This is a genomic window from Enterobacter sp. RIT637 (genome assembly GCF_019718755.1).
Classification (GTDB): domain Bacteria; phylum Pseudomonadota; class Gammaproteobacteria; order Enterobacterales; family Enterobacteriaceae; genus Enterobacter.
The window spans coordinates 42119-63379 of record NZ_JAIHAZ010000017.1 but is presented as its reverse complement, the minus strand read 5'-3'; the positions used below and the strand labels follow the sequence as shown (position 1 = coordinate 63379).

The window sequence follows — 21261 nt, the reverse complement described above, 5'->3', positions numbered from 1 at the left end:
TATCACGTAGGCAATTAAGCCGGTTCTAAAGCCCAAAAAACTCGCGGGCCGTCAATTCATCTCGCGCAATTTGCGCTTTGAGTTCATCCAGCGAACCAAATCGCTGCTCGTTGCGTATCTTTTTACGCAGTATTACATCTATATGGCGACCATACAGGTCCATTACAACGTCCAGCAGGTGCACTTCTAACTGTTGACGCACACCAGCAACGGTCGGACGCGTGCCAATGTTGGCGACGCCGTAAAACGGCTTATCGCCCAGTCCTGCCACTTCTACCGCATACACCCCTTTAACCGGGGAGACCTGACGACGCAGCGGTATATTCGCCGTCGGGAAACCGATGGTGCGGCCCAGCGCATCGCCATGCACCACGCGGCCAGAGATGGTGAACGGATGACCCAGCAAGTTTTCTGCGGTGTCCAGTTCATCATTGGCCAGCGCCTGGCGTACCGCCGTGCTGCTGACGCGCACGCCGCCTTCACAGAAAGTCATTGCGCTGGTGACGTCAAACCCGTACTCCAGACCAGCCTTCTGTAATAGCAAGAAATCGCCCTGACGACCAGCGCCAAAGCGGAAATCATCACCCACGGCAAGAAACTGCACGCCAAGACGCTTCACCAGCAGGTCGCTGACAAACGTTTGTGCTGTCAGCGCGGCAAAGCGGCGATCGAAACGCACGCACAATACGTAGTCCACGCCGGACTCTGCCAGATAGCGCAATTTCTCGCGCAGGCGAGTCAGACGGGCGGGAGACTTTTCGCCCGCAAACAGCTCAAGCGGCTGCGGCTCAAAAATCATCACCACAACAGGCAGGCCACGGGCCTCCCCTTCTTTGCGCAATCCCTGCAACAGCGCCTGATGACCACGATGCACGCCGTCGAAATTACCAATGGTCAGCACGCACCCATGCGGGGCTTTACTGAGATTATGTATGCCGCGTATCAGCTTCATGTCTGGCTCAAAACAGTGAAAATCGCCAAAGTATACCTTGTACGGCGGTTAAGGTTAACCGGCGATTGTTCACGCAAAACAGAAAGCCGTAATGATTTCATCAGGCTGACCTTTAACAGCGAAAAAAACTGTCCTGGAACTGCGATTTTTATGCCGAAAGGCTGTATTCACGAAAGACAAGCTGGTAGAATCCTGCGCCATCACTACGTAACGTAGCGTCGCTAATTAACGGCGCTTATTTGCACAAATCCATTGACAAAAGAAGGCAAAGAGGGCATATTCCTCGGCCTTTGAATTGTCCACATAGAACATATTTGGGAGTTGGACTTGGCTAATATCAAATCAGCTAAGAAACGTGCCGTTCAGTCTGAAAAGGCTCGTAAGCACAACGCAAGCCGTCGCTCTATGATGCGTACTTTCATCAAGAAAGTATACGCAGCAATCGAAGCTGGCGACAAAGCTGCAGCGCAGAACGCATTTAACGAAATGCAACCAATCGTGGATCGTCAGGCTGCTAAAGGTCTGATCCACAAAAACAAAGCAGCGCGTCATAAAGCAAACCTGACCGCGCAGATCAACAAACTGGCTTAATCGCTACTTGTTGTTGCTTGTTTAAAGAACCCGCTTAACGCGGGTTTTTTTATGCCTTCAGATTGCCGGTGGCGTAAACAGCGCCGCGTAGTCACGGTTACAGATTCGCTGTACCGCCGGGTGCTGAATCATCCGTTCGGCGAATATCGCGTGGTACTCCTCCATCACGTTATCTACCCTGCCAATCTCCGTAATCTTGTCGTCTGAATAGAGATCGTGCGCGTACAGCGTTGGCGCAACGAAGATCGCGTTATGCGCTTCGCCAAAGGCTTTCATTAACGCAGCGTCGTCGAACTCACCGAGTATCTCCACGTTCAGCCCCTGCGAGTTAAACCAGTTCAGCAGCTTGCGTCCGAGCATGGAACGCCTTCCCGGCACCAGCAGACGGCGCTCTTCAAGGCACGCGGGGAACGGTTTTGCCGGCGGCGGGTTAATGCACCAGAAGCTCACGCCGCATTCGCCGATTTTCACCGAGAACAGCCCTTCCTGCTGGGTGGAGTCAATCGGGCAGTCAGAGATAATCATGTCCAGCTTGTGCTGGCTCAGCTGTTCCAGCAGCATCTCGTGAGTGGATTCAAAGCAGCGCAGGTGGATTTGCTCGTCTTCTACCACCGCCGCATCCAGCACGCCGCTCACCAGCCGTTTCGACAGCGCATCCGCCACGCCCACATCAAAGAGCAGGTTCGACTCTTTGCGGTAGTTGACGATATCCAGCATCTCCTGGCTCAGGGTGAACATCTTGTCCGCATAGCGGAACACCAGCTCGCCGAGTTCGCTGGGTTCAATTCCGCGCCCTTTCCGCTTGAACAGCTTGCCCTGGAGGCGCTCTTCCAGCGCCTTGATTTGCCCGGTGATGGTTTGCGGCGTCAGGTAGAGCGCCTCTGCCGCTCCCACCACCGAGCCCTGTTTATAGACGTGCCAGAAGTAGTACAGATGGTTGTAATTTAAATGAGACATCGCGTGTTCTCTCCCTGAGTGTGTATCGGGAGAAGGAGCCCCTCCTCCCGGTTTCCTGTTATGCCTGAACAGCCTGTCCGGGCAATTTCACCTTCAACAAGGTATAACCGATTACCGCGGCCAGTAATGACCCGATGAGAATGCCGAGCTTAGCCCAGATGATGAGCCCAGGCGCGTTTGCGCCAAACGCCAGGGTCGAGATAAAGATCGACATGGTAAATCCAATACCGCACAGGACGCCGACGGCCATAATCTGGCCAAAGGTCGTGCCGTTCGGCAACGACGCCAGCTTCAGCTTCGTCGCCAGCCAGCAGAACAGGCTGATCCCCAGCGGCTTACCGATAAACAGCCCGGCAATAATGCCCAGCGGCAGCACGGACGTCAGTCCGTCCAGCGTCACGCCGCCCAAGGAAACGCCCGCGTTGGCAAAGGCAAACAGCGGCAGGATCATAAAGGCCACCCACGGATGCAGCACGTGCTCCAGCTCTTTAGCCGGGGATTTACCCTCCTGCGGCTTAAGCGGCACAAAGAAGCCGACAATCACCCCGGCCAGCGTGGCATGCACGCCCGATTTCAGCACCGCCGTCCAGAGCACCATCCCCACCAGGATGTAGATACCGATGCGACGGACATTAAAGATGTTGAGTAACGCCAGCACCGCAATCGCCCCAGCGGCCACGCTCAGGGACAGGATTGACAGATCGCTGGTATAGAACAGCGCGATAATGACGATAGCGCCCAGGTCATCGATAATCGCCAGCGCCATCAGGAAGATTTTTAGCGCCACCGGCACGCGGCTGCCGAGCAGGGCTAAGACACCGAGCGCAAACGCGATATCCGTCGCGGCCGGGATAGCCCAGCCGTCACGCGCAACAGGATCCTGCCAGGTAAATGCGAGGAAGAGCAGCGCCGGAACGACCATCCCGCCAATGGCGGCGATCACCGGAAACGCCGCGCGCTGGCGGCTGGCAAGCGAGCCCAGCACCAGCTCACGCTTAACCTCCAGCCCCACCAGCAGAAAGAACACCGCCATCAGCGCATCGTTGATCCACAGCAGCATGTTCTTGTTAATTTCCAGCGCCCCGACCTTGAGCTCAACGGGGGTTTCCAGAAATGCGTGATAGAGATCGCGCGTCATGCCCAGGTTCGCCAACACCATCGCGGCAGCTGCAGCAATAATCAGGATCACGCCACCGGACGCTTCACTGCTAAAGAAACGGTGTAGTAATTTCATTTAAGTTCTCTCTTTTACAACAATACCTCGATAAAACCATAATACCAAGCCAAATAGCTCGGCAAAAACAGATTAATATTGAGTATAGACTCAGTTTAACCGAGCTATACACAAATAAAAAAAGCCCGGAATCGCTTCCGGGCTTTTTGGAGATGAAACCAGCTAAGGGATCAGCGGGTCAAATCATCGAAGAATTTTTTGACGCCATCGAAGAAGCTTTTGGAACGCGGGCTATTTTTCTCACCCGTCGGGCCGCCAAAGCTCTCCTGCAGCTCTTTCAGCAGCTGTTTCTGCTTGTCGTTCAGGCCAACCGGCGTTTCCACGACGACGCGGCACAGCAGGTCGCCCTGCGCCCCACCGCGAACGGATTTAACGCCTTTCCCGCGCATGCGGAACAGCTTACCGGTCTGGGTTTCGCCTGGGACTTTCAGGTTTACGCGACCATCCAGCGTCGGCACTTCGATTTCACCGCCCAGCGCCGCCATCGCGAAGTTGATCGGCACTTCGCAGTACAGGTTGTTGCCTTCACGCTCAAAAATCGCGTGCTGCTTCACCTGAACCTGAACGTACAGATCGCCTGCCGGTGCGCCATGCTCACCCGCTTCGCCTTCACCTGCCAGACGGATGCGGTCGCCCGTATCAACGCCTGCCGGGATTTTAACGGACAGGGTTTTCGTTTTCTCAACGCGACCGTGGCCGTGGCATTTGGTGCACGGATCTTTAATCAGCGTACCGCGACCGTGACAGTGCGGACAGGCCTGCTGAACCGCGAAGAAGCCTTGACGCATCTGTACCTGACCAGAGCCGTGACAGGTTGGACAGGTCTGTGGCTGCGTACCCGCTTTCGCGCCGCTGCCGTGGCAAACGTCACACTCTTCCAGCGTCGGGATGCGGATCTCTTTGGTTACGCCGCGAACGGCCTCTTCCAGTGTCAGATCCATGTTATAGCGCAGGTCTGCGCCGCGCGCTGCGCGCTGACGACCACGCCCACCGCCGAAGATGTCGCCGAACACATCGCCAAAGATATCGCTGAAATCAGCGCCGCCGCCAAAGCCGCCGCCACCGAATCCACCGCCGCCCATGCCGCCCTGTTCAAAGGCTGCGTGACCATACTGGTCATAGGCCGCACGTTTTTGTGCATCGGTCAGGACTTCGTAGGCTTCTTTTATCTCTTTAAATTTGGCTTCAGCCTCTTTGTCACCCTGGTTACGGTCCGGGTGGAATTTCATGGCCAGGCGCTTATACGCCTTTTTGATTTCACGCTCTTCCGCAGTTTTCGGAACGCCTAAAATCTCGTAATAGTCTTGCTTTGCCATTGGTTTTTTTAAGCCCCTTAACATGCGAGCACGGGCGTGGAGAGTTCTCCTACGCCCGTGCCGATTAATTACCCTGCATCAGGGCGATTATTTTTTATCTTTAACTTCTTCGAACTCAGCGTCGACAACGTCGTCGTCTTTCGCGTTGTTCGCAGATGCATCAGCGCCCGCCTGCTGTTGAGCATGCTGCTGCTGAGCGATTTCCATCAGCTTCTGGGAAGCCTGCGCCAGCTCCTGCATCTTCGCTTCGATATCCGCTTTATCTTCACCTTTCAGTGAGGATTCCAGCGCAGTCAGTGCAGCTTCGATAGCAGTCTTGTCTTCCGCTGGCAGTTTATCGCCTGCTTCTTCAACCTGCTTACGGGTGCTGTGCAGCAGATGGTCACCCTGGTTGCGGGTCTGAACCAGCTCTTCGAATTTACGGTCGGATTCCGCGTTAGCTTCGGCATCGCGAACCATTTTTTCGATTTCTGCTTCGTTCAGGCCAGAAGATGCCTTGATGGTGATCTTCTGCTCTTTACCGCTGTTTTTGTCTTTCGCAGACACGTGCAGGATACCGTCAGCATCGATGTCGAAGGTCACTTCGATCTGCGGCATGCCGCGCGGTGCCGGGTTGATACCGTCCAGGTTGAACTGACCCAGAGATTTGTTATCCGCCGCACGCTTACGCTCACCCTGAATCACATGGATGGTTACCGCAGACTGGTTGTCTTCAGCGGTAGAGAACACCTGGCTGTGTTTCGTTGGGATGGTGGTGTTTTTGTTGATGAGCGCAGTCATCACACCGCCCATGGTTTCGATACCCAGAGACAGCGGGGTAACGTCCAGCAGCAGTACGTCTTTCACTTCACCGGTCAGTACGCCACCCTGAACCGCAGCACCGATTGCGACCGCTTCGTCCGGGTTAACGTCTTTACGTGGCTCTTTACCAAAGAATTCAGCGACTTTCTTCTGAACCATTGGCATACGGGTCTGACCACCCACCAGGATAACGTCCTGGATGTCAGACACGGACAGGCCAGCGTCCTGCAGTGCAACTTTCAGCGGCTCGATGGAACGGTTCACCAGGTCTTCTACCAGGCTTTCCAGTTTCGCACGGGTCACTTTGATGTTCATGTGTTTAGGACCGGTCGCGTCTGCAGTGATGTACGGCAGGTTCACGTCGGTCTGCTGAGCGGAAGACAGCTCGATCTTCGCTTTCTCAGCGGCTTCTTTCAGGCGCTGCATTGCCAGCGGGTCGTTACGCAGGTCAATGCCCTGATCTTTCTTGAACTCGTCAACGAGGTAGTTGATCAGACGGGTATCGAAGTCTTCACCACCCAGGTGGGTATCACCGTTGGTTGCCAGAACTTCGAAGGTTTTTTCGCCGTCAACTTCGTCGATTTCGATAATAGAGATATCGAAGGTACCACCACCCAGGTCGTAAACCGCGATAGTACGGTTGCCAACTTCTTTATCCAGACCGTAAGCCAGTGCAGCAGCGGTTGGTTCGTTGATGATACGTTTTACTTCCAGACCTGCGATACGGCCAGCATCTTTGGTTGCCTGACGCTGAGCATCGTTGAAGTATGCAGGTACGGTGATAACAGCTTCAGTTACCGGCTCACCCAGGTAATCTTCAGCGGTTTTCTTCATTTTCTTCAGCACTTCAGCAGAAATCTGCGGTGGTGCAGTTTTGGTGCCTTTCACATCAAGCCATGCATCGCCGTTATCTGCCGCGATGATTTTGTAAGGCATGATGGAAACGTCACGCTGAACTTCTTCGTCCTGGAAGCGGCGGCCAATCAGGCGTTTGATCGCAAACAGGGTGTTTTGCGGGTTTGTCACTGCCTGACGTTTAGCCGGCTGACCAACCAGAGTTTCACCATCCTGGGTATAAGCAATGATAGAAGGCGTGGTGCGATCGCCCTCGGCGTTCTCCAGCACACGTGCAGTAGTGCCATCCATAATCGCTACACAAGAGTTGGTAGTACCCAGGTCGATACCAATAATTTTACCCATCTAAACGTCTCCACTAAAAATTCAGTCAACATGTGGTTGTGTACCTGTAATAAGGGCAGAACGTGCTTTTTCAACTGCCCAGATTTGATTTTTTTCAGGTCCACACACTGCGGTTGCTTACAAGATGGGGTCGCAACGGCATCCATCAAGGGGGACGTATAAAAAAAATTTTAATTTCCCCCTGATGAGATCATAGACGGCATCGATTGCGCCCCTTATTATGCCGCGCCCCGTCAGGGAGTATTGACGCGGGTTTAACCATTTCACCATATTAATGATGATTTTTTTGAGGACTTATGGGCAACACTAAGTTGGCTAATCCGGCTCCGCTGGGCCTGATGGGTTTTGGCATGACCACTATCCTGCTGAACCTGCACAACATCGGGATGTTCCCGATGGATGGCATTATTCTGGCGATGGGCATTTTTTACGGCGGTATCGCGCAAATCTTCGCGGGCCTGCTGGAATATAAGAAAGGCAACACCTTCGGCTTAACCGCCTTTACCTCTTACGGTTCTTTCTGGCTGACGCTGGTTGCCATTCTGCTGCTGCCTAAAATGGGCCTGGCAGACGCGGCAAACGCGCATTTCCTGGGCGTTTACCTGGGTCTGTGGGGCGTCTTCACCCTGTTTATGTTCTTCGGCACCCTGACGGGTAACCGCGCGCTGCAGTTCGTCTTCCTGAGCCTGACCGTGCTGTTCGCCCTGCTGGCCATCGGCCACCTGGTGGATAACGAAGGCATCGTACACGTTGCGGGCTGGATTGGCCTGGTGTGCGGCGCAAGCGCTATCTACCTGGCAATGGGCGAAGTGCTGAACGAACAGTTCGGCCGCACCATTCTACCTATTGGTGAAAAACACTGATCCCTCTGTCGTGCCCGCCTCGCGGGCACGATATCCCCGCGTCTGACCCAGCCAAATCCCTAATCCCAGCCCCATCAACGAGAGCGCCAGCACGTACCAGGCCGGAGCCATGGGAGAAACGCCCATTAACACCGTCACCGCAATCGGCGTCAGCCCGCCGAAAATGGCATACGACACGTTGTAGGAAAATGAGATCCCGGTGAAGCGTACCTCTGGCGGAAACGCGCGAACCATGACGTAAGGCACCGCACCGACAACGCCCACGCACAGCCCTACCACGCCGTACAGCAGGAACAGCTGTTCAGGATGGCTGCCCGCCAGGTGGTAAAACGCCCAGCTTGACGCGGCCAGCAACAGGCTGCCGACGATAAAGGTCACGCTGGCACCGAAACGATCCGCCGCCAGCCCGGCGGCCAGACAGCCAAAGCAGAGCATGATTGTCGCGATACTGTTCGCCTGTAACGTCACGGCAGGGGCGAAACCGTACTGCTTTTGCAGCCACACCGGGGACATCAATATCACCACCACAATACCCGCCGAGAGCAGCCAGGTGAGCAGCATCGACACCACCACCGCTTTTTTATGGCGTACCACGACCGCCTTCACCGGCAGCTCCTGCGCCAGCGCCTTGCGCTGCTGCATCTCGAGGAAAATGGGTGTCTCCTGCAGCCAGCGGCGCAGGTACATTGCCACCAGGCCAAACGCCCCGCCCAGCAGGAACGGAATACGCCAGCCCCAGTCGTGCACGGCCTGCTGCGTCATGCTGGTGTTCACAATCGTCGCCACCACCGAACCCAGCAAAATCCCTACCGTTAAACCCGCGGTTAAGGTTCCGCAGGCGATACCAATGCGGCGCGCCGGAACATGCTCCGCGACAAACACCCACGCGCCCGGCACTTCACCGCCAATCGCCGCCCCCTGAAGGACGCGCATCAGCAACAGCAGCAACGGAGCAAGGATGCCCATCGAGGCATAGGTGGGCAGCAGACCAATGGCCAGCGTTGGCACGGCCATCAGCAGGATGCTGAGGGTAAACATCTTCTTGCGCCCGACCAGATCGCCAAAGTGGGCCATGATAATGCCGCCCAGCGGACGCGCCAGATACCCGGAGGCAAAAATGCCGAAGGTTTGCACCTGACGCAGCCATTCCGGGATATCCGCCGGGAAGAAGAGTTCTCCCACCACGGCGGCGAAGAAGACGAAGATAATGAAATCGTAAAATTCCAGCGCGCCGCCTAAGGCCGCGAGCGTGAGGGTTTTGTAGTCCTGTCGATTCAGAGGTCGGGTGTTATGTGACATAGCGAACCATTATGCGTGTGTTGTGGATTTATTTTTACAGCTATCGTAAAGAAAAAATTACTATATCGTAAATCCGTTTATACGCTACTGCGGCTGACGCTAATGTCACATTTTCATTATTTTCAGGAGATTGTTTCGCGACGAGCGCTTTTCGGACGAAAAGCTGCTACCACTTTCTCATCGGTTTCCACATAGGGACCGTCAAGCAGCTGTATACAATACGGTACACTTGCGAAGATACCGTGAACAATGACGCTACCATCTTCTGCTTTCAGCCCTTCCAGCGTCTCTTTGATCGACTTCGGCTGGCCCGGCAGGTTCAGGATCAACGCCTGCTTGCGGATCACCCCCACCTGGCGGGAAAGAATGGCCGTCGGAACAAAGTGTAGACTGATCTGTCGCATCTGTTCACCGAAGCCCGGCATTTCGCGATCGGCAACCGCCAGCGTCGCGTCCGGCGTCACGTCGCGGCGCGCGGGGCCGGTTCCGCCCGTTGTCAGAACAAGGTGACAGCTCATCTCATCCACCAGCTCACACAGGGTCTGCTCGATGATCGGCTGCTCGTCCGGGATCAGGCGGGTCTGGATCTCGAACGGGGTGGTCAGCGCGCTGCCAAGCCACTCTTCCAGAGCGGGGATGCCTTTATCCTGGTATACACCGCTGGAGGCGCGGTCAGAAATCGACACTAAGCCGATGCGTAAGGTATTCATATCCATTCCATTCAAAGAGTACTGATTAAAGGGAATGATACACGCAGAGAGGAAATTCAGACAGAGGCGGGGGTAAGACGCGTGACCGGGAGCCCGGTCACGCGGAATGATTACAGCAGGTCGCCGATCATTTTTTCCAGTTTGCCCTGGTCAACAGCAAACTTACGGATACCGTCCGCCAGTTTGTCTACTGCCATTGGATCCTGGTTGTGCTGCCACAGGAACTCGGATTCAGTGATGCGCTCTGGGCGCGCTTTCACTTCACCGGTGTAGGACAGTTTACGCTCCAGGGTACCTTCGCTTTCAGCCAGCTCTTTCAGCAGCGCAGGGGCGATGGTCAGGCGGTCACAGCCAGCCAGTTCGATGATTTCACCGACGTTACGGAAGCTTGCGCCCATAACCACGGTCTCATAGCCGTGCTGTTTGTAGTATTCGTAGATTTCAGTAACAGAAACCACGCCTGGATCTTCAGCCGGTGCGTACTCTTTCTTATCGGTGTTGGCTTTGTACCAGTCCAGAATACGGCCCACGAACGGAGAAATCAGGTATACGCCCGCTTCTGCACATGCGCGCGCCTGCGCGAAGGAGAACAGCAGGGTCAGGTTACAGTTGATACCGTCTTTTTCCAGCTGCTCTGCAGCGCGGATGCCCTGCCAGGTTGAAGCCAGTTTGATCAGGATACGGTCGTTGCTGATGCCAGCGTCGTTGTACATTTTGATCAGACGTTTCGCTTTCGCGATAGACGCTTCGGTGTCGTAGGAGAGACGTGCATCCACTTCGGTAGAGATACGGCCAGGAACCAGTTTCAGGATTTCCAGACCGATGTTCACTGCCAGCTTGTCGGTAGCGTCCACAACCTGCTGCGCGCGGTCGCTGCTCTGTGCTTTCGCCCAGGTCACAGCGTCGTCAATCAGTTTGCGATACTCAGGGATCTGTGCGGCGTTAAGGATCAGAGAAGGGTTGGTTGTGGCATCCTGCGGCTGGTACAGCTTCATTGCCGCGATATCTCCGGTGTCAGCTACGACAGTGGTGAACTGACGAAGGGAGGTCAATTTATCCGTCATGATAGTGTTTCTCTTTTAACGTGCCCTGGATAATTCACGCTACCGACAGCATGCCTGCAGCGGAAAAATGACAGGTTTACTTGTTAGGGGGATGTAACCGGTCTGCCCTGATGATAACACGAGTGAGAGGCAGCGCAACCGCAGACAGTGCGCTTAGGCAGAGTATGATAAACTGAGAATATTAACAGGCTGCTAAGCAACAGCATGTCCAATCAGTGGTAGCGCTTACATATTCACTTTGGCATCAACAAGAGGGACGTTAATGCCTGATTTCCTGTTCTTTATTAACGAAATTCTCTGGGGTTCGATAATGATATATCTGCTCCTGGGAGCAGGTATGTGGTTCACCCTGCGCAGTGGTTTTATCCAGTTTCGTTATATTCGCAAGTTTGGCAGAAGTCTGAAAAATAGCATCACCCCACAGCCGGGCGGATTAACCTCATTTCAGGCACTCTGTACCAGTCTCGCCGCGCGTGTCGGCAGCGGTAATCTGGCGGGCGTTGCGCTGGCCATCAGTGCGGGTGGTCCTGGCGCCGTATTCTGGATGTGGGCGACGGCGATTATCGGCATGGCGACCTCGTTCGCTGAATGCTCGCTCGCTCAACTCTATAAAGAGAAAGACAAAAACGGCCAGTTTCGCGGCGGTCCGGCCTGGTATATGGCTCGTGGACTGGGGATGCGCTGGATGGGCGTCCTGTTTTCGCTCTTCTTACTCATCGCCTATGGCCTGATTTTTAACACCGTCCAGGCAAACTCCGTGGCGCATGCCATGCGATATGCCTTTGCCTGCCCGGAATGGATAACCGGTGCCGTTTTAACGCTTCTGACCCTGCTGACGATATATGCCGGTCTCAAATGCGTAGCCCGCCTGATGCAGTGGCTGGTTCCGGTTATGACCCTCTTGTGGGTAGCCGCCAGTCTGTTCGTTACCGTACTGCACATCGATCAGTTTCCGGACGTCATCGCCGCTATCTTTAAGAGTGCGTTCGGCTGGCGCGAAGCGGCCTCGGGCGCGCTGGGTTATACCGTCAGTCAGGCACTCACGGCAGGGTTTCAGCGGGGCATGTTCTCGAACGAAGCCGGTATGGGGTCAACGCCCAACGCAGCCGCAGCGGCGGCATCCTGGCCTCCCCATCCTGCGGCGCAGGGCATTGTGCAGATGATTGGTGTGTTCACGGACACCATTATTATCTGCTCCGCCAGTGCGATGATAATTCTGCTGTCGGGGCCCCTTCCCCATCCCTCTGGCACCGCCGGGATACAGCTGGTTCAGCAGGCGCTGGTCAACCTTGTGGGTGGCTGGGGAGCCGGGTTTGTCTCATTGATCGTGGGGCTTTTTGCCTTTAGTTCGATCACGGTGAACTATCTCTACGCGGAGAACAACCTGATCTTCCTGAAGCTTGACTCGCGGCATTCGCGCATCGTGCTTCGCGTGTGTGTCATCGCCATGATAATGACGGGCGCCCTGCTCAGCATGCCGGTGGTCTGGCAACTGGCGGACGTGATTATGGCGCTGATGGCGATCACCAACCTGACGGCAATTTTGCTGCTTTCTCCGGTGGTGACGCTCATTGCTCAGGACTATCTGCGTCAGCGCAAGCTGGGCCTTAAACCCGTGTTCGATCCCACCCGCTACCCCGAAATAGAGGCGCAAATTGCCCCCGGCTCCTGGGATGATTTGCCGCGGCAATAACAGCTATCGATCAATTCAGGGCGATTTTTTGCTAAAGTCGCTCTAAATTTCCTGCAAGGACTGGATATGCTGATTCTGATTTCACCTGCAAAAACGCTCGATTACCAGAGCCCGCTCGCCACCGAGCGCTTTACCCAGCCTGAACTGCTGGATTATTCGCAACAGCTGATCCACGAAGCGCGTAAACTCTCTGCGCCGCAAATCGCCTCGCTGATGAGCATCAGCGACAAGCTGGCCGACCTGAACGCGACCCGCTTCCATGAGTGGCACCCGGACTTCACTCCGGCCAACGCGCGTCAGGCGCTTCTGGCGTTCAAAGGCGATGTCTATACCGGCCTGCAGGCGGAAGACTTTACCGAAGCCGATTTCGATTTTGCCCAGCAGCATCTGCGCATGCTGTCAGGCCTGTACGGCGTACTGCGCCCGCTGGATCTGATGCAGCCCTATCGTCTGGAGATGGGTATCCGACTGGAGAATGCCAAAGGCAAAGACCTGTACCATTTCTGGGGCGATATCATTACCGACAAGCTGAACGCGGCGCTGCGCGCGCAGGGCGATAACGTAGTGATTAACCTGGCCTCCGATGAGTACTACAAGTCGGTAAAACCGAAAAAGCTGGATGCAGAGATTATCAAACCGGTGTTCCTCGACGAGAAGAACGGCAAGTTCAAGGTGATCAGCTTCTACGCCAAGAAAGCGCGCGGGTTGATGAGCCGCTACATCATCCAGAACCGCCTGACGAAGCCAGAGCAGCTGACCGCGTTTAACAGCGAAGGTTATTTCTTTGATGAAGAAGCGTCAGGGAAAGGCGAGCTGGTGTTTAAGCGCCACGAGCAGTAAAAACAAACCCCGCCAGCTGGCGGGGTTTTGCATTAATGGTGTTTCCAGTCCGGGCCGCGATCGTCACGGCGATCATCGTGGTGATGGTCATCATGGCGATTGTCATGCTTACGCTTTTCATCATGCGGACGCCAGTGGTTATCGCGCCAGTCATAGTGCGCCTTCCACCAGTCGTGGTCGCGCCAGCGGCCGCCGTCCCAGTAATGTCCGTTGTTATCCCGGTCGCCAATCTGCAGTTTTACCGCAGGGACGAGGGTGATTTCGGATGCCTGAACCGCCATGGGGGCGGCCAGCACCAGTGAAAGCGCGATGAGTGCAGGTTTCAGTTTAGACACAGGTGACTCCTTATTCTTCTTGCCCAACGTGGGCCGATGTAAGGAGAGTACGCGAGGGGAACGGGGGATGTTATTCTCTGCAATCCTAAACGCTAAGTGACCGCATTTATTGGGAATTTCTGCTTTTTTCCTGCTTTTTTTCTCCTTAATTTCTTCACAAAAAAGCCGGGTGGCGGCTACGCCTTACCCGGCCTCGGTACAGTGCTGCTGTTGCCGGGTGACGCTGCGCTTTCCCGGCCTACGTTCTGAGCCGTTGTAGGTCGGGTAAGGCGTAGCCGCCACCCGACAAAAATCACGCTCGAACCATCATCAACTTACGCAGCGCGGCAAAATCTGCCGGCAGTTCATGAGACAGCAGCGGCAGGTCGGCGCGCTCGGCCAGCTCTTTCGGCAGCGGCAGCGTTTCACCCAGGATCGCTTCCACGCTCTCTTTGAACTTCGCCGGATGCGCGGTGCCCAGGAACAGGCCATATTCACCCGGATTGAGCTGATCGCGCAGCGCGCGGTAGGCAATCGCTGCATGCGGTTCAGAGGTATACCCCACCGCCTTCAGCTCACGCATGGTCGCTTTGGTGGTTTCATCCGTCACCGCAGCGTAGCCCAGGTCACCCAGACGCCAGATCTTACGACGGAACAGCTCTTCCACGCGCGGCCAGTTGTTTGGCTGTGACACGTCCATCGCATTAGAGAGCGTTGCCTGCGTGGCGTTCGGCGCCCACTTCCCGTCTTTCAGGAAGCGCGGCACGGTGTCGTTGGCGTTGGTCGCGGCGATAAAGCGTTTCACCGGCAGACCGAGGGATTTCGCCAGCAGGCCCGCCGTCAGGTCACCGAAGTTACCGCTTGGTACGGAAACCACCAGCTGGTTACGCGCTTCCTGCGGCAGCTGCGCCACCGCTTCGAAGTAGTAGCAAATTTGCGCCAGCAGACGGCTGATGTTAATGGAGTTGGCGGAGTTCAGACCCAGCGCGACCTTCAGCTCTTCGTCGTCGAAGGCCTGCTTCACCAGCGCCTGGCAGGCATCGAAATCGCCGTCAATCGCCACGGTTTCAATGTTGCCGCCGAGCGTACAGAACAGTTTTTCCTGCAGCGGGCTGATTTTGCCTTTCGGATAGAGGATCACCACGCGGACGTTTTTCAGGCCGTAGAACGCATGCGCCACCGCCGCCCCGGTATCCCCGGAGGTCGCGGTCAGGATGGTCACCGGTTTGTCGCCGCTGATGTGGGTCAGCATCTGCGCCATGAAGCGGCCACCGAAGTCTTTAAACGCCAGCGTCGGGCCGTGGAACAGCTCCAGGCAGCCAACGTCAGGCTCAACCTGCTTCACTGGCGCCGGGAAAGCGAACGCCGCACGCACGCGCTCTTCCAGCAGCTCCTGCGGGATTTCGTCGCCGATAAATGCAGACAGAATTTTGGTGCTGCGGGTGACAAAGTCCTGCTTCAGCAGTTCGTCGATGTCGGTCAGCTGGAATTCCGGCAGGTCATGCGGGAAGAATAGCCCCTGATTTTTGCCCAGCCCCTGAGTTACCGCCTGCGCGAAGCTGACCTGCTCGTTATGATCTTTAAGGTTGTAGAGTTTCATTAATTATCCCAGTACTCGTGCGCCAGCCGTGTCCAGACGGCAAATATGAACAAAGCCTTCCTGATTTTGCAGGTAGTGTTTAGAGAGCCAGTCCGCCACGCGCTGCGCGGTGTCAGGCTTGTCGCACAGGGCGAACAGCGTCGGGCCGGAGCCGGAAATGCCGCACGCCTGCGCGCCGATATCCATCGAGGCCTGTCGCGCCTCGTTAAAGCCGGGCAGCAGCTTCGTGCGGTACGGCTCGGCAATGACGTCTTTCATCAGCTTCGCCGCCAGCTGCGGCTGACGGGTGTAGCAGGCGTGAATAAAGCCCGCCAGATGACGTCCGTGGGCGATACAGTCCTGACGACGATACTGCGCGGGCAGTATCGCGCGCGCTTCCGCGGTAGAGACCTTAATGCCCGGATAGGCCAGCACCCACAGCCACTCATCAAACCCTGGCACCTGCTGGCTGATGATGCCATTTTCTTCGATCATCAGCTGCATGCCGCCGAGGAAGCACGGCGCCACGTTGTCATAGTGAATGCTGCCGGAGATGCGCCCTTCCAGCTCGCCCATCAGGCCCAGCAGACGGCTGTTGTTCAGCGGCTTGCCGCAGTGCTCGTTCATCGCCACCAGCGCGGCGACCACCGAGCAGGCGCTGGAACCCAGCCCCGAGCCAATCGGCATACTTTTTTCCAGCGTCATGGCGACCGGCACGTTTTTGCCGATCTCCTGACAGAAGCGTTCCCAGCACTGATAGACGATATTTTCGCGCGGCTCAGACGGCAGTTTGCTGGCGAAGCGGCCCACGTTATTCAGGCTGAAGCTGTCTGCCGCTTCCACCGTAACCGTATCGCCCAGCAGCGAACCATCCACCGGCGTGACCGCCGCGCCCAGCACGTCAAATCCGACGCTCATATTGGCGCTGGAAGCTGGGGCATAAACTTTGACCATGTTAAACTCCTAACTTCCATGACAGGGTACGCAGCAGATCGGCAAACACACCCGCCGCCGTAACATCGTTCCCTGCGCCATAGCCGCGAAGCACCAGCGGCAATGGCTGATAATAGTGGCTGTAGAACGCCAACGCATTCTCGCCGTTTTTGACTTTGTACAGCGGGTCGTTGCCATCCACTTCGGCAATCTTCACCCGGCACACGCCATCTTCTTCAATGTTGCCAACATAGCGCAATACCTTACCTTCATCACGGGCTTTCGCCACACGAGCGGCAAAAGCATCGTCAAGCTGCGGCAAATTCGCCATAAAGGCGCTGACGTCACCGCTGTCGTCAAACCCTGCTGGCAGCACCGGCTCAATCACGATATCCGAAAGCTCAAGCTCGCGGCCCGTTTCACGCACGAGGATCAGCAGCTTGCGCGCCACGTCCATACCGGAAAGGTCGTCACGCGGATCCGGCTCGGTATAGCCCAGCTCGCGCGCGGCGCGGGTGGCTTCCGACAGGCTCATCCCTTCATCCAGTTTGCCGAAGATAAACGACAGCGAGCCGGAGAGAATGCCGGAGAAACGCTGCAGTTCGTCGCCCGCGTTAAGCAGGTTTTGCAGGTTCTCGATAACCGGCAGCCCCGCGCCCACGTTGGTGTCGTACAGGAACTTGCGGCGCGACTTGCTCGCCGCCAGACGCAACTGGTGATAGTAATCCATCGACGAGGTGTTAGCCTTTTTGTTCGGCGTCACCACGTGGAAGCCTTCGCGCAGGAAGTCGGCGTACTGGTCGGCCACAGCCTGGTTTGAGGTACAGTCAACGATCACCGGGTTAAGCAGGTGATACTCTTTCACCAGACGGATCAGGCGCCCCAGGTTGAACGGCTCTTTCGCCTCCTCCAGCTCCGCCTGCCAGTTTTCCAGGTTAAGACCGTGGACGTTGGTAAGCAGCGCCCTGGAGTTGGCGATACCGCAGACGCGCAGGTCGATATGCTTTTTCTTAAGCCACTCCTGCTGGCGCTTCACCTGCTCCAGCAATGCGCCACCGACGCCTCCTACGCCAATCAGGAACAGCTCGATCACCTGATCGGTGTTGAACAGCATCTGGTGAACCACGCGTACGCCGGTGGTGGCGTCATCGTTGTCCACGACAACGGAAATTGAACGCTCAGACGAGCCCTGGGCAATCGCCACGATATTGATATTGGCGCGCGCCAGCGCGGCAAAGAACTTGGCGGAGATGCCGCGCAGCGTGCGCATACCGTCGCCAACCACAGAGATAACCGCCAGGCGTTCCTGAATGGAGAGCGGCTCCAGCAGCTCTTCTTTCAGCTCCAGATAGAACTCCTCCTCCAGCGCGCGACGGGCGCGCAGGCAGTCGGCCTGCGGCACGCAGAAGCTGATGCTATATTCGGAAGAAGACTGGGTGATCAGCACTACCGAGATACCATTGCGGGACATGGCTGCAAAGACGCGCGCCGCCATGCCGACCATCCCTTTCATACCCGGACCTGAGACGCTGAACATCGCCATATTATTCAGGTTAGAGATACCTTTCACCGGCAGACCATCTTCATCGGAGCTGGCGCCAATCAGGGTACCCGGCGCCTGCGGGTTACCGGTATTTTTAATCAGGCAAGGGATCTGGAACTGGGCAATCGGGGAGATGGTACGCGGGTGAAGCACTTTGGCGCCGAAGTAGGAAAGCTCCATCGCTTCCTGGTACGACATCGACTTAAGCAGCCTGGCGTCCGGAACCTGGCGCGGGTCGCAGGTATATACGCCGTCGACGTCAGTCCAGATCTCACAACAGTCCGCGCGTAAACAGGCGGCCAGCACAGCGGCGGAGTAGTCGGAGCCGTTACGGCCCAGCACCACCAGTTCGCCCTTCTCGTTTCCGGCGGTGAAGCCAGCCATCAGGATCATATGGTCAGACGGGATTTTGCTCGCGGCGATACGGCGGGTTGATTCGGCAATATCAACGGTGGATTCGAGGTAGTGGCCCACCGCCAGCAGTTTTTCAACCGGGTCGATCACGGTCACGCTATGGCCGCGCGCTTCCAGCACGCCAGCCATGATGGCGATAGAGAGTTTTTCACCGCGGCAGATCAGCGCCGCGTTGATGCTGTCCGGGCACTGACCGAGGAGGCTGATGCCGTGCAGGACGTGTTTGATTTGCGCGAATTCCTGCTCAACGAAGGATTTCAACTGAGCGTGCGGGAAGCCGGGCAGCGCCTCTGCCAGCCCTTGCAGTAGGTCAGCGAAGATACGCTCGGCGTCGCTGATGTTCGGGAGTGCATCCTGGCCACCGATGGTTTTTTCAATCATCGCCACCAGATGGTTCGTGATTTTTGCCGGGGCAGAGAGCACGGTCGCAACCTGCCCCTGCCTGGCGTTGCTTTCCAGGATATCGGCAACACGCAGAAAACGTTCTGCATTTGCCACTGATGTACCGCCGAACTTCAACACTCGCATGGTTCTACCTCGTTTCCTTTAGCCGAAAAAAAAGCCCGCACTGTTCAGGTGCGGGCTTTTTTTTGTTTTTCCTGTACGCGTCAGCCCGCATCGTTACCCGTGGTAATGATGATGGTTGTGGTAATGGTGGTGATGCTGATGCGTTTCATGGATGTTGTGTACTCTGTCATTATTATCTGTCTGTGCTGTATTCTTTTAGGGTTAAAGGATCGGGCACCTTAAGTCAACGAATTTTTAATTTGATCACAATTCGGATGACTCTCACGTCCCGCTGCCGTCGGATTTATTTTCATCCGAATACCCCAAAATCAACCCTTATCACCAGATGATTACGCCATAGTAAAAACGTATGACAGCACTTTACTCGGCCAATTTTTTTTCAATATCGTGCAGCAAACGGTGCAGCATTGCCGTGTCGCGTTGCTCAAGACGGCCCAAACGCTGCTGGAGCCAGTCGACCATTTTTTGATCGTCAGCCACACCCAGCTGCATGAGCAGGTTTTCCACGCGCGCGCGAAGTGCAGCCAGCTGGTTTTCATCGGTACCTGTAACAGGCGGCTGTGGAATTTGTATTAAGGATGCTAATTGATAGCAATAGACCATCACCGCCTGGCCTAAATTGAGAGACGGATAATCTGCAACCATCGGCGCGCCTGTCAGCACATCTGCCAGTTCCAGCTCTTCATTGGTCAGCCCGGAATCTTCCCGCCCAAACACCAGCGCGGCTTTCTCCAGCCACTGGCTTTTCTCACTTAACATGGGCACCAGCTCCGCAGGTGTGGCGTAGTAATGGAACTTCGCCCGGCTGCGCGCCGTGGTCGCAACGGTAAAGGAGATGTCGTGCAGCGCGTCGGCAAGCGTAGCGTAAGTGGTTATATTATCGAGAATATCTCCCGAACCGTGCGCGACCCAACGTGCCGCAGGCTCCAGGTGCGCGGCGCTGTCTACAATACGTAAATCGGTAAAACCCATGGTCTTCATGGCACGCGCCGCAGCGCCTATGTTTTCGGGTCTTGCTGGGGCCACCAGCACAATCGACAGATGCATTTATGCTCTCTTTTTAAGCAGTTAGCGGGTAAAAATGTGATGCGCTTCAACATATTACGCAGCACGAATTTACAAAATTGCAACACAAATCACCGAAATAGCGTTTCATAACAAATTAAAAACGCTAAACTATTTTGTGGCTGAACAATCAGTTAGAATGTTAACAGACAGGTATTATCCCTATGTTTTATAATGATAATGACTGTGTGAATGCCTATTCTTAATTGGATTCGTATTGTTTATCAATCAATGTCCGCAACTAGTTGGTTTATTGAAAATTTGTGACAAAGGCTAGCATTCGGATACGATGATTTCATCAAACTGTTAACGTGCTACAATTGAACTTGATATATGTCAACGAAGCGTAGTTTTATTGGGTGTCCGGTGTCACTTAGCCTGTTATGTTGCTGTTAAAATGGTTAGGATGACAGCCGTTTTTGACACTGTCGGGTCCAAAGGGAAAGTACCCAAGACCAAGCTAATGATGTTGTTGACGTTGATGGAAAGTGCATCAAGAACGCAATTACGTACTTTAGTCACGTTAAGCCGATCATGTTAATTTTCGACATGCATCAGGCAGGTCAGGGACTTTTGTACTTCCTGTTTCGATTTAGTTGGCAATTTAGGTAGCAAACATGCAGACCCCGCACATTCTTATCGTTGAAGACGAGTTGGTAACACGCAACACGTTAAAGAGCATTTTCGAAGCAGAAGGCTACGATGTCTTTGAAGCGACCGATGGCGCAGAGATGCATCAGATCCTTTCTGAAAATGATATCAACCTGGTCATTATGGACATTAACCTGCCAGGCAAAAACGGTCTTCTTCTGGCGCGCGAACTGCGCGAACAGGCGAACGTCGCGTTAATGTTCCTGACGGGCCGTGACAACGAAGTTGATAAAATTCTTGGCCTGGAAATCGGTGCGGATGACTACATCACCAAACCGTTTAACCCACGCGAGTTAACCATTCGTGCACGCAACCTGCTGTCCCGCACCATGAACCTGGGAACGGTCAGCGAAGAGCGTCGTAGCGTAGACAGCTACAAATTCAACGGCTGGGAACTTGATATCAATAGCCGTTCACTGATCAGCCCGAACGGTGAGCAGTATAAACTGCCGCGCAGTGAATTCCGCGCGATGCTGCACTTCTGCGAAAACCCGGGCAAAATTCAGTCCCGTGCAGAGTTGCTGAAGAAAATGACCGGCCGTGAGCTGAAACCGCACGACCGTACCGTAGACGTGACCATCCGTCGTATTCGTAAGCATTTCGAATCTACGCCAGATACGCCGGAAATCATCGCCACCATCCACGGCGAAGGGTACCGTTTCTGCGGCGATCTGCAGGAGTAATCCCGCAGTTAACGCATTAAAAAACGGCGCA

General features: G+C 55.3%; 20 protein-coding genes, 1 pseudogene and 1 other annotated feature. Of the genes and pseudogenes, 5 read left to right on the top strand and 16 right to left on the bottom strand.

Annotation, left to right across the window (positions count from 1 at the left end; all coding sequences use genetic code 11):
* Positions 1–25 precede the first annotated feature (25 nt).
* The gene (ribF, locus tag K5E19_RS19700) at positions 26–952 is read right to left on the bottom strand and encodes a bifunctional riboflavin kinase/FAD synthetase (RefSeq protein WP_010427064.1); all 927 of its coding nucleotides are present in this window, start codon (positions 950–952) and stop codon (positions 26–28) included.
* A gap of 7 nt (positions 953–959) precedes the next feature.
* A pseudogene (locus K5E19_RS24255) lies at positions 960–1178 on the bottom strand (DUF2575 domain-containing protein).
* A 101-nt stretch (positions 1179–1279) separates the two neighbouring features.
* Between K5E19_RS24255 and rpsT the strand changes: the two are divergent.
* Positions 1280–1543: a 30S ribosomal protein S20 gene (gene rpsT / locus K5E19_RS19695; RefSeq protein ID WP_003856458.1), complete on the top strand. Its 264-nt coding sequence runs from the start codon at positions 1280–1282 to the stop codon at positions 1541–1543.
* A 57-nt stretch (positions 1544–1600) separates the two neighbouring features.
* Here rpsT and nhaR read toward each other — a convergent pair whose 3' ends face one another.
* The 4 genes from nhaR to dnaK form a co-directional block, all read right to left on the bottom strand.
* The gene (gene nhaR / locus K5E19_RS19690) at positions 1601–2500 is read right to left on the bottom strand and encodes a transcriptional activator NhaR (RefSeq protein ID WP_221552680.1); all 900 of its coding nucleotides are present in this window, start codon (positions 2498–2500) and stop codon (positions 1601–1603) included.
* Between the two features lie 58 nt (positions 2501–2558).
* Positions 2559–3734 carry a Na+/H+ antiporter NhaA gene (gene nhaA / locus K5E19_RS19685; RefSeq protein WP_221552679.1) on the bottom strand — a complete coding sequence of 392 codons (1176 nt, stop codon included), beginning with the start codon at positions 3732–3734 and terminating at the stop codon, positions 2559–2561.
* Between the two features lie 170 nt (positions 3735–3904).
* A complete protein-coding gene (gene dnaJ, locus K5E19_RS19680) occupies positions 3905–5050 on the bottom strand; it encodes a molecular chaperone DnaJ (RefSeq protein WP_020882543.1) in 1146 nt (381 codons plus the stop codon).
* Between the two features lie 87 nt (positions 5051–5137).
* On the bottom strand, positions 5138–7051 hold the full coding sequence (gene dnaK, locus K5E19_RS19675) for a molecular chaperone DnaK (protein ID WP_126545143.1): 1914 nt from the start codon (positions 7049–7051) through the stop codon (positions 5138–5140).
* A gap of 296 nt (positions 7052–7347) precedes the next feature.
* Here dnaK and satP point away from each other — a divergent pair, with 296 nt between their 5' ends.
* Entirely contained in the window at positions 7348–7914 is a 567-nt protein-coding gene (satP, locus tag K5E19_RS19670; RefSeq protein WP_221552678.1) for an acetate uptake transporter, read from the top strand.
* Here the strand turns inward: satP and K5E19_RS19665 are convergent.
* The 3 genes from K5E19_RS19665 to tal all read right to left on the bottom strand — a co-directional run bounded on the left by K5E19_RS19665 (position 7891) and on the right by tal (position 10987).
* Complete coding sequence (locus K5E19_RS19665; protein WP_221552677.1) at positions 7891–9213, bottom strand: MFS transporter; 1323 nt, start codon at positions 9211–9213, stop codon at positions 7891–7893. The two genes, satP and K5E19_RS19665, sit on opposite strands and share 24 nt — an antisense overlap.
* A gap of 122 nt (positions 9214–9335) precedes the next feature.
* Positions 9336–9923 carry a molybdopterin adenylyltransferase gene (gene mog, locus K5E19_RS19660; protein WP_010427076.1) on the bottom strand — a complete coding sequence of 196 codons (588 nt, stop codon included), beginning with the start codon at positions 9921–9923 and terminating at the stop codon, positions 9336–9338.
* A 110-nt stretch (positions 9924–10033) separates the two neighbouring features.
* Complete coding sequence (tal, locus tag K5E19_RS19655; protein WP_120159195.1) at positions 10034–10987, bottom strand: transaldolase; 954 nt, start codon at positions 10985–10987, stop codon at positions 10034–10036.
* Between the two features lie 262 nt (positions 10988–11249).
* On the opposite strand from tal, the gene K5E19_RS19650 reads away from it, so the two are divergent.
* Complete coding sequence (locus K5E19_RS19650; RefSeq protein WP_221552676.1) at positions 11250–12680, top strand: sodium:alanine symporter family protein; 1431 nt, start codon at positions 11250–11252, stop codon at positions 12678–12680.
* Between the two features lie 66 nt (positions 12681–12746).
* The gene (gene yaaA, locus K5E19_RS19645; RefSeq protein ID WP_221552675.1) at positions 12747–13520 is read left to right on the top strand and encodes a peroxide stress protein YaaA; all 774 of its coding nucleotides are present in this window, start codon (positions 12747–12749) and stop codon (positions 13518–13520) included.
* 32 nt (positions 13521–13552) lie between these two features.
* Here the strand turns inward: yaaA and K5E19_RS19640 are convergent, their stop codons facing one another.
* The 7 genes from K5E19_RS19640 to yjjY form a co-directional block, all read right to left on the bottom strand.
* Positions 13553–13855 (bottom strand): DUF2502 domain-containing protein, encoded by a 303-nt coding sequence (locus K5E19_RS19640; RefSeq protein ID WP_221552674.1) that lies wholly within the window; start codon positions 13853–13855, stop codon positions 13553–13555.
* Between the two features lie 292 nt (positions 13856–14147).
* The gene (thrC, locus tag K5E19_RS19635; protein WP_221552672.1) at positions 14148–15434 is read right to left on the bottom strand and encodes a threonine synthase; all 1287 of its coding nucleotides are present in this window, start codon (positions 15432–15434) and stop codon (positions 14148–14150) included.
* A gap of 3 nt (positions 15435–15437) precedes the next feature.
* The gene (gene thrB / locus K5E19_RS19630; protein ID WP_010427087.1) at positions 15438–16367 is read right to left on the bottom strand and encodes a homoserine kinase; all 930 of its coding nucleotides are present in this window, start codon (positions 16365–16367) and stop codon (positions 15438–15440) included.
* 1 nt (position 16368) lies between these two features.
* Complete coding sequence (gene thrA, locus K5E19_RS19625) at positions 16369–18831, bottom strand: bifunctional aspartate kinase/homoserine dehydrogenase I (protein WP_221552671.1); 2463 nt, start codon at positions 18829–18831, stop codon at positions 16369–16371.
* Between the two features lie 24 nt (positions 18832–18855).
* Positions 18856–18973 (bottom strand) — a sequence feature (Thr leader region).
* Positions 18912–18980, bottom strand: a complete 69-nt coding sequence (gene thrL, locus K5E19_RS19620) for a thr operon leader peptide (RefSeq protein ID WP_015572623.1) — start codon at positions 18978–18980, stop codon at positions 18912–18914. It overlaps the preceding feature by 62 nt.
* A 211-nt stretch (positions 18981–19191) precedes the next feature.
* Positions 19192–19878: a tRNA/rRNA methyltransferase gene (locus K5E19_RS19615; protein ID WP_221552669.1), complete on the bottom strand. Its 687-nt coding sequence runs from the start codon at positions 19876–19878 to the stop codon at positions 19192–19194.
* A gap of 399 nt (positions 19879–20277) precedes the next feature.
* Positions 20278–20418, bottom strand: a complete 141-nt coding sequence (gene yjjY / locus K5E19_RS19610) for a protein YjjY (RefSeq protein ID WP_085928893.1) — start codon at positions 20416–20418, stop codon at positions 20278–20280.
* A gap of 95 nt (positions 20419–20513) precedes the next feature.
* Between yjjY and arcA the strand changes: the two genes are divergently transcribed.
* On the top strand, positions 20514–21230 hold the full coding sequence (gene arcA, locus K5E19_RS19605; RefSeq protein WP_003856501.1) for a two-component system response regulator ArcA: 717 nt from the start codon (positions 20514–20516) through the stop codon (positions 21228–21230).
* Positions 21231–21261 lie beyond the last annotated feature (31 nt).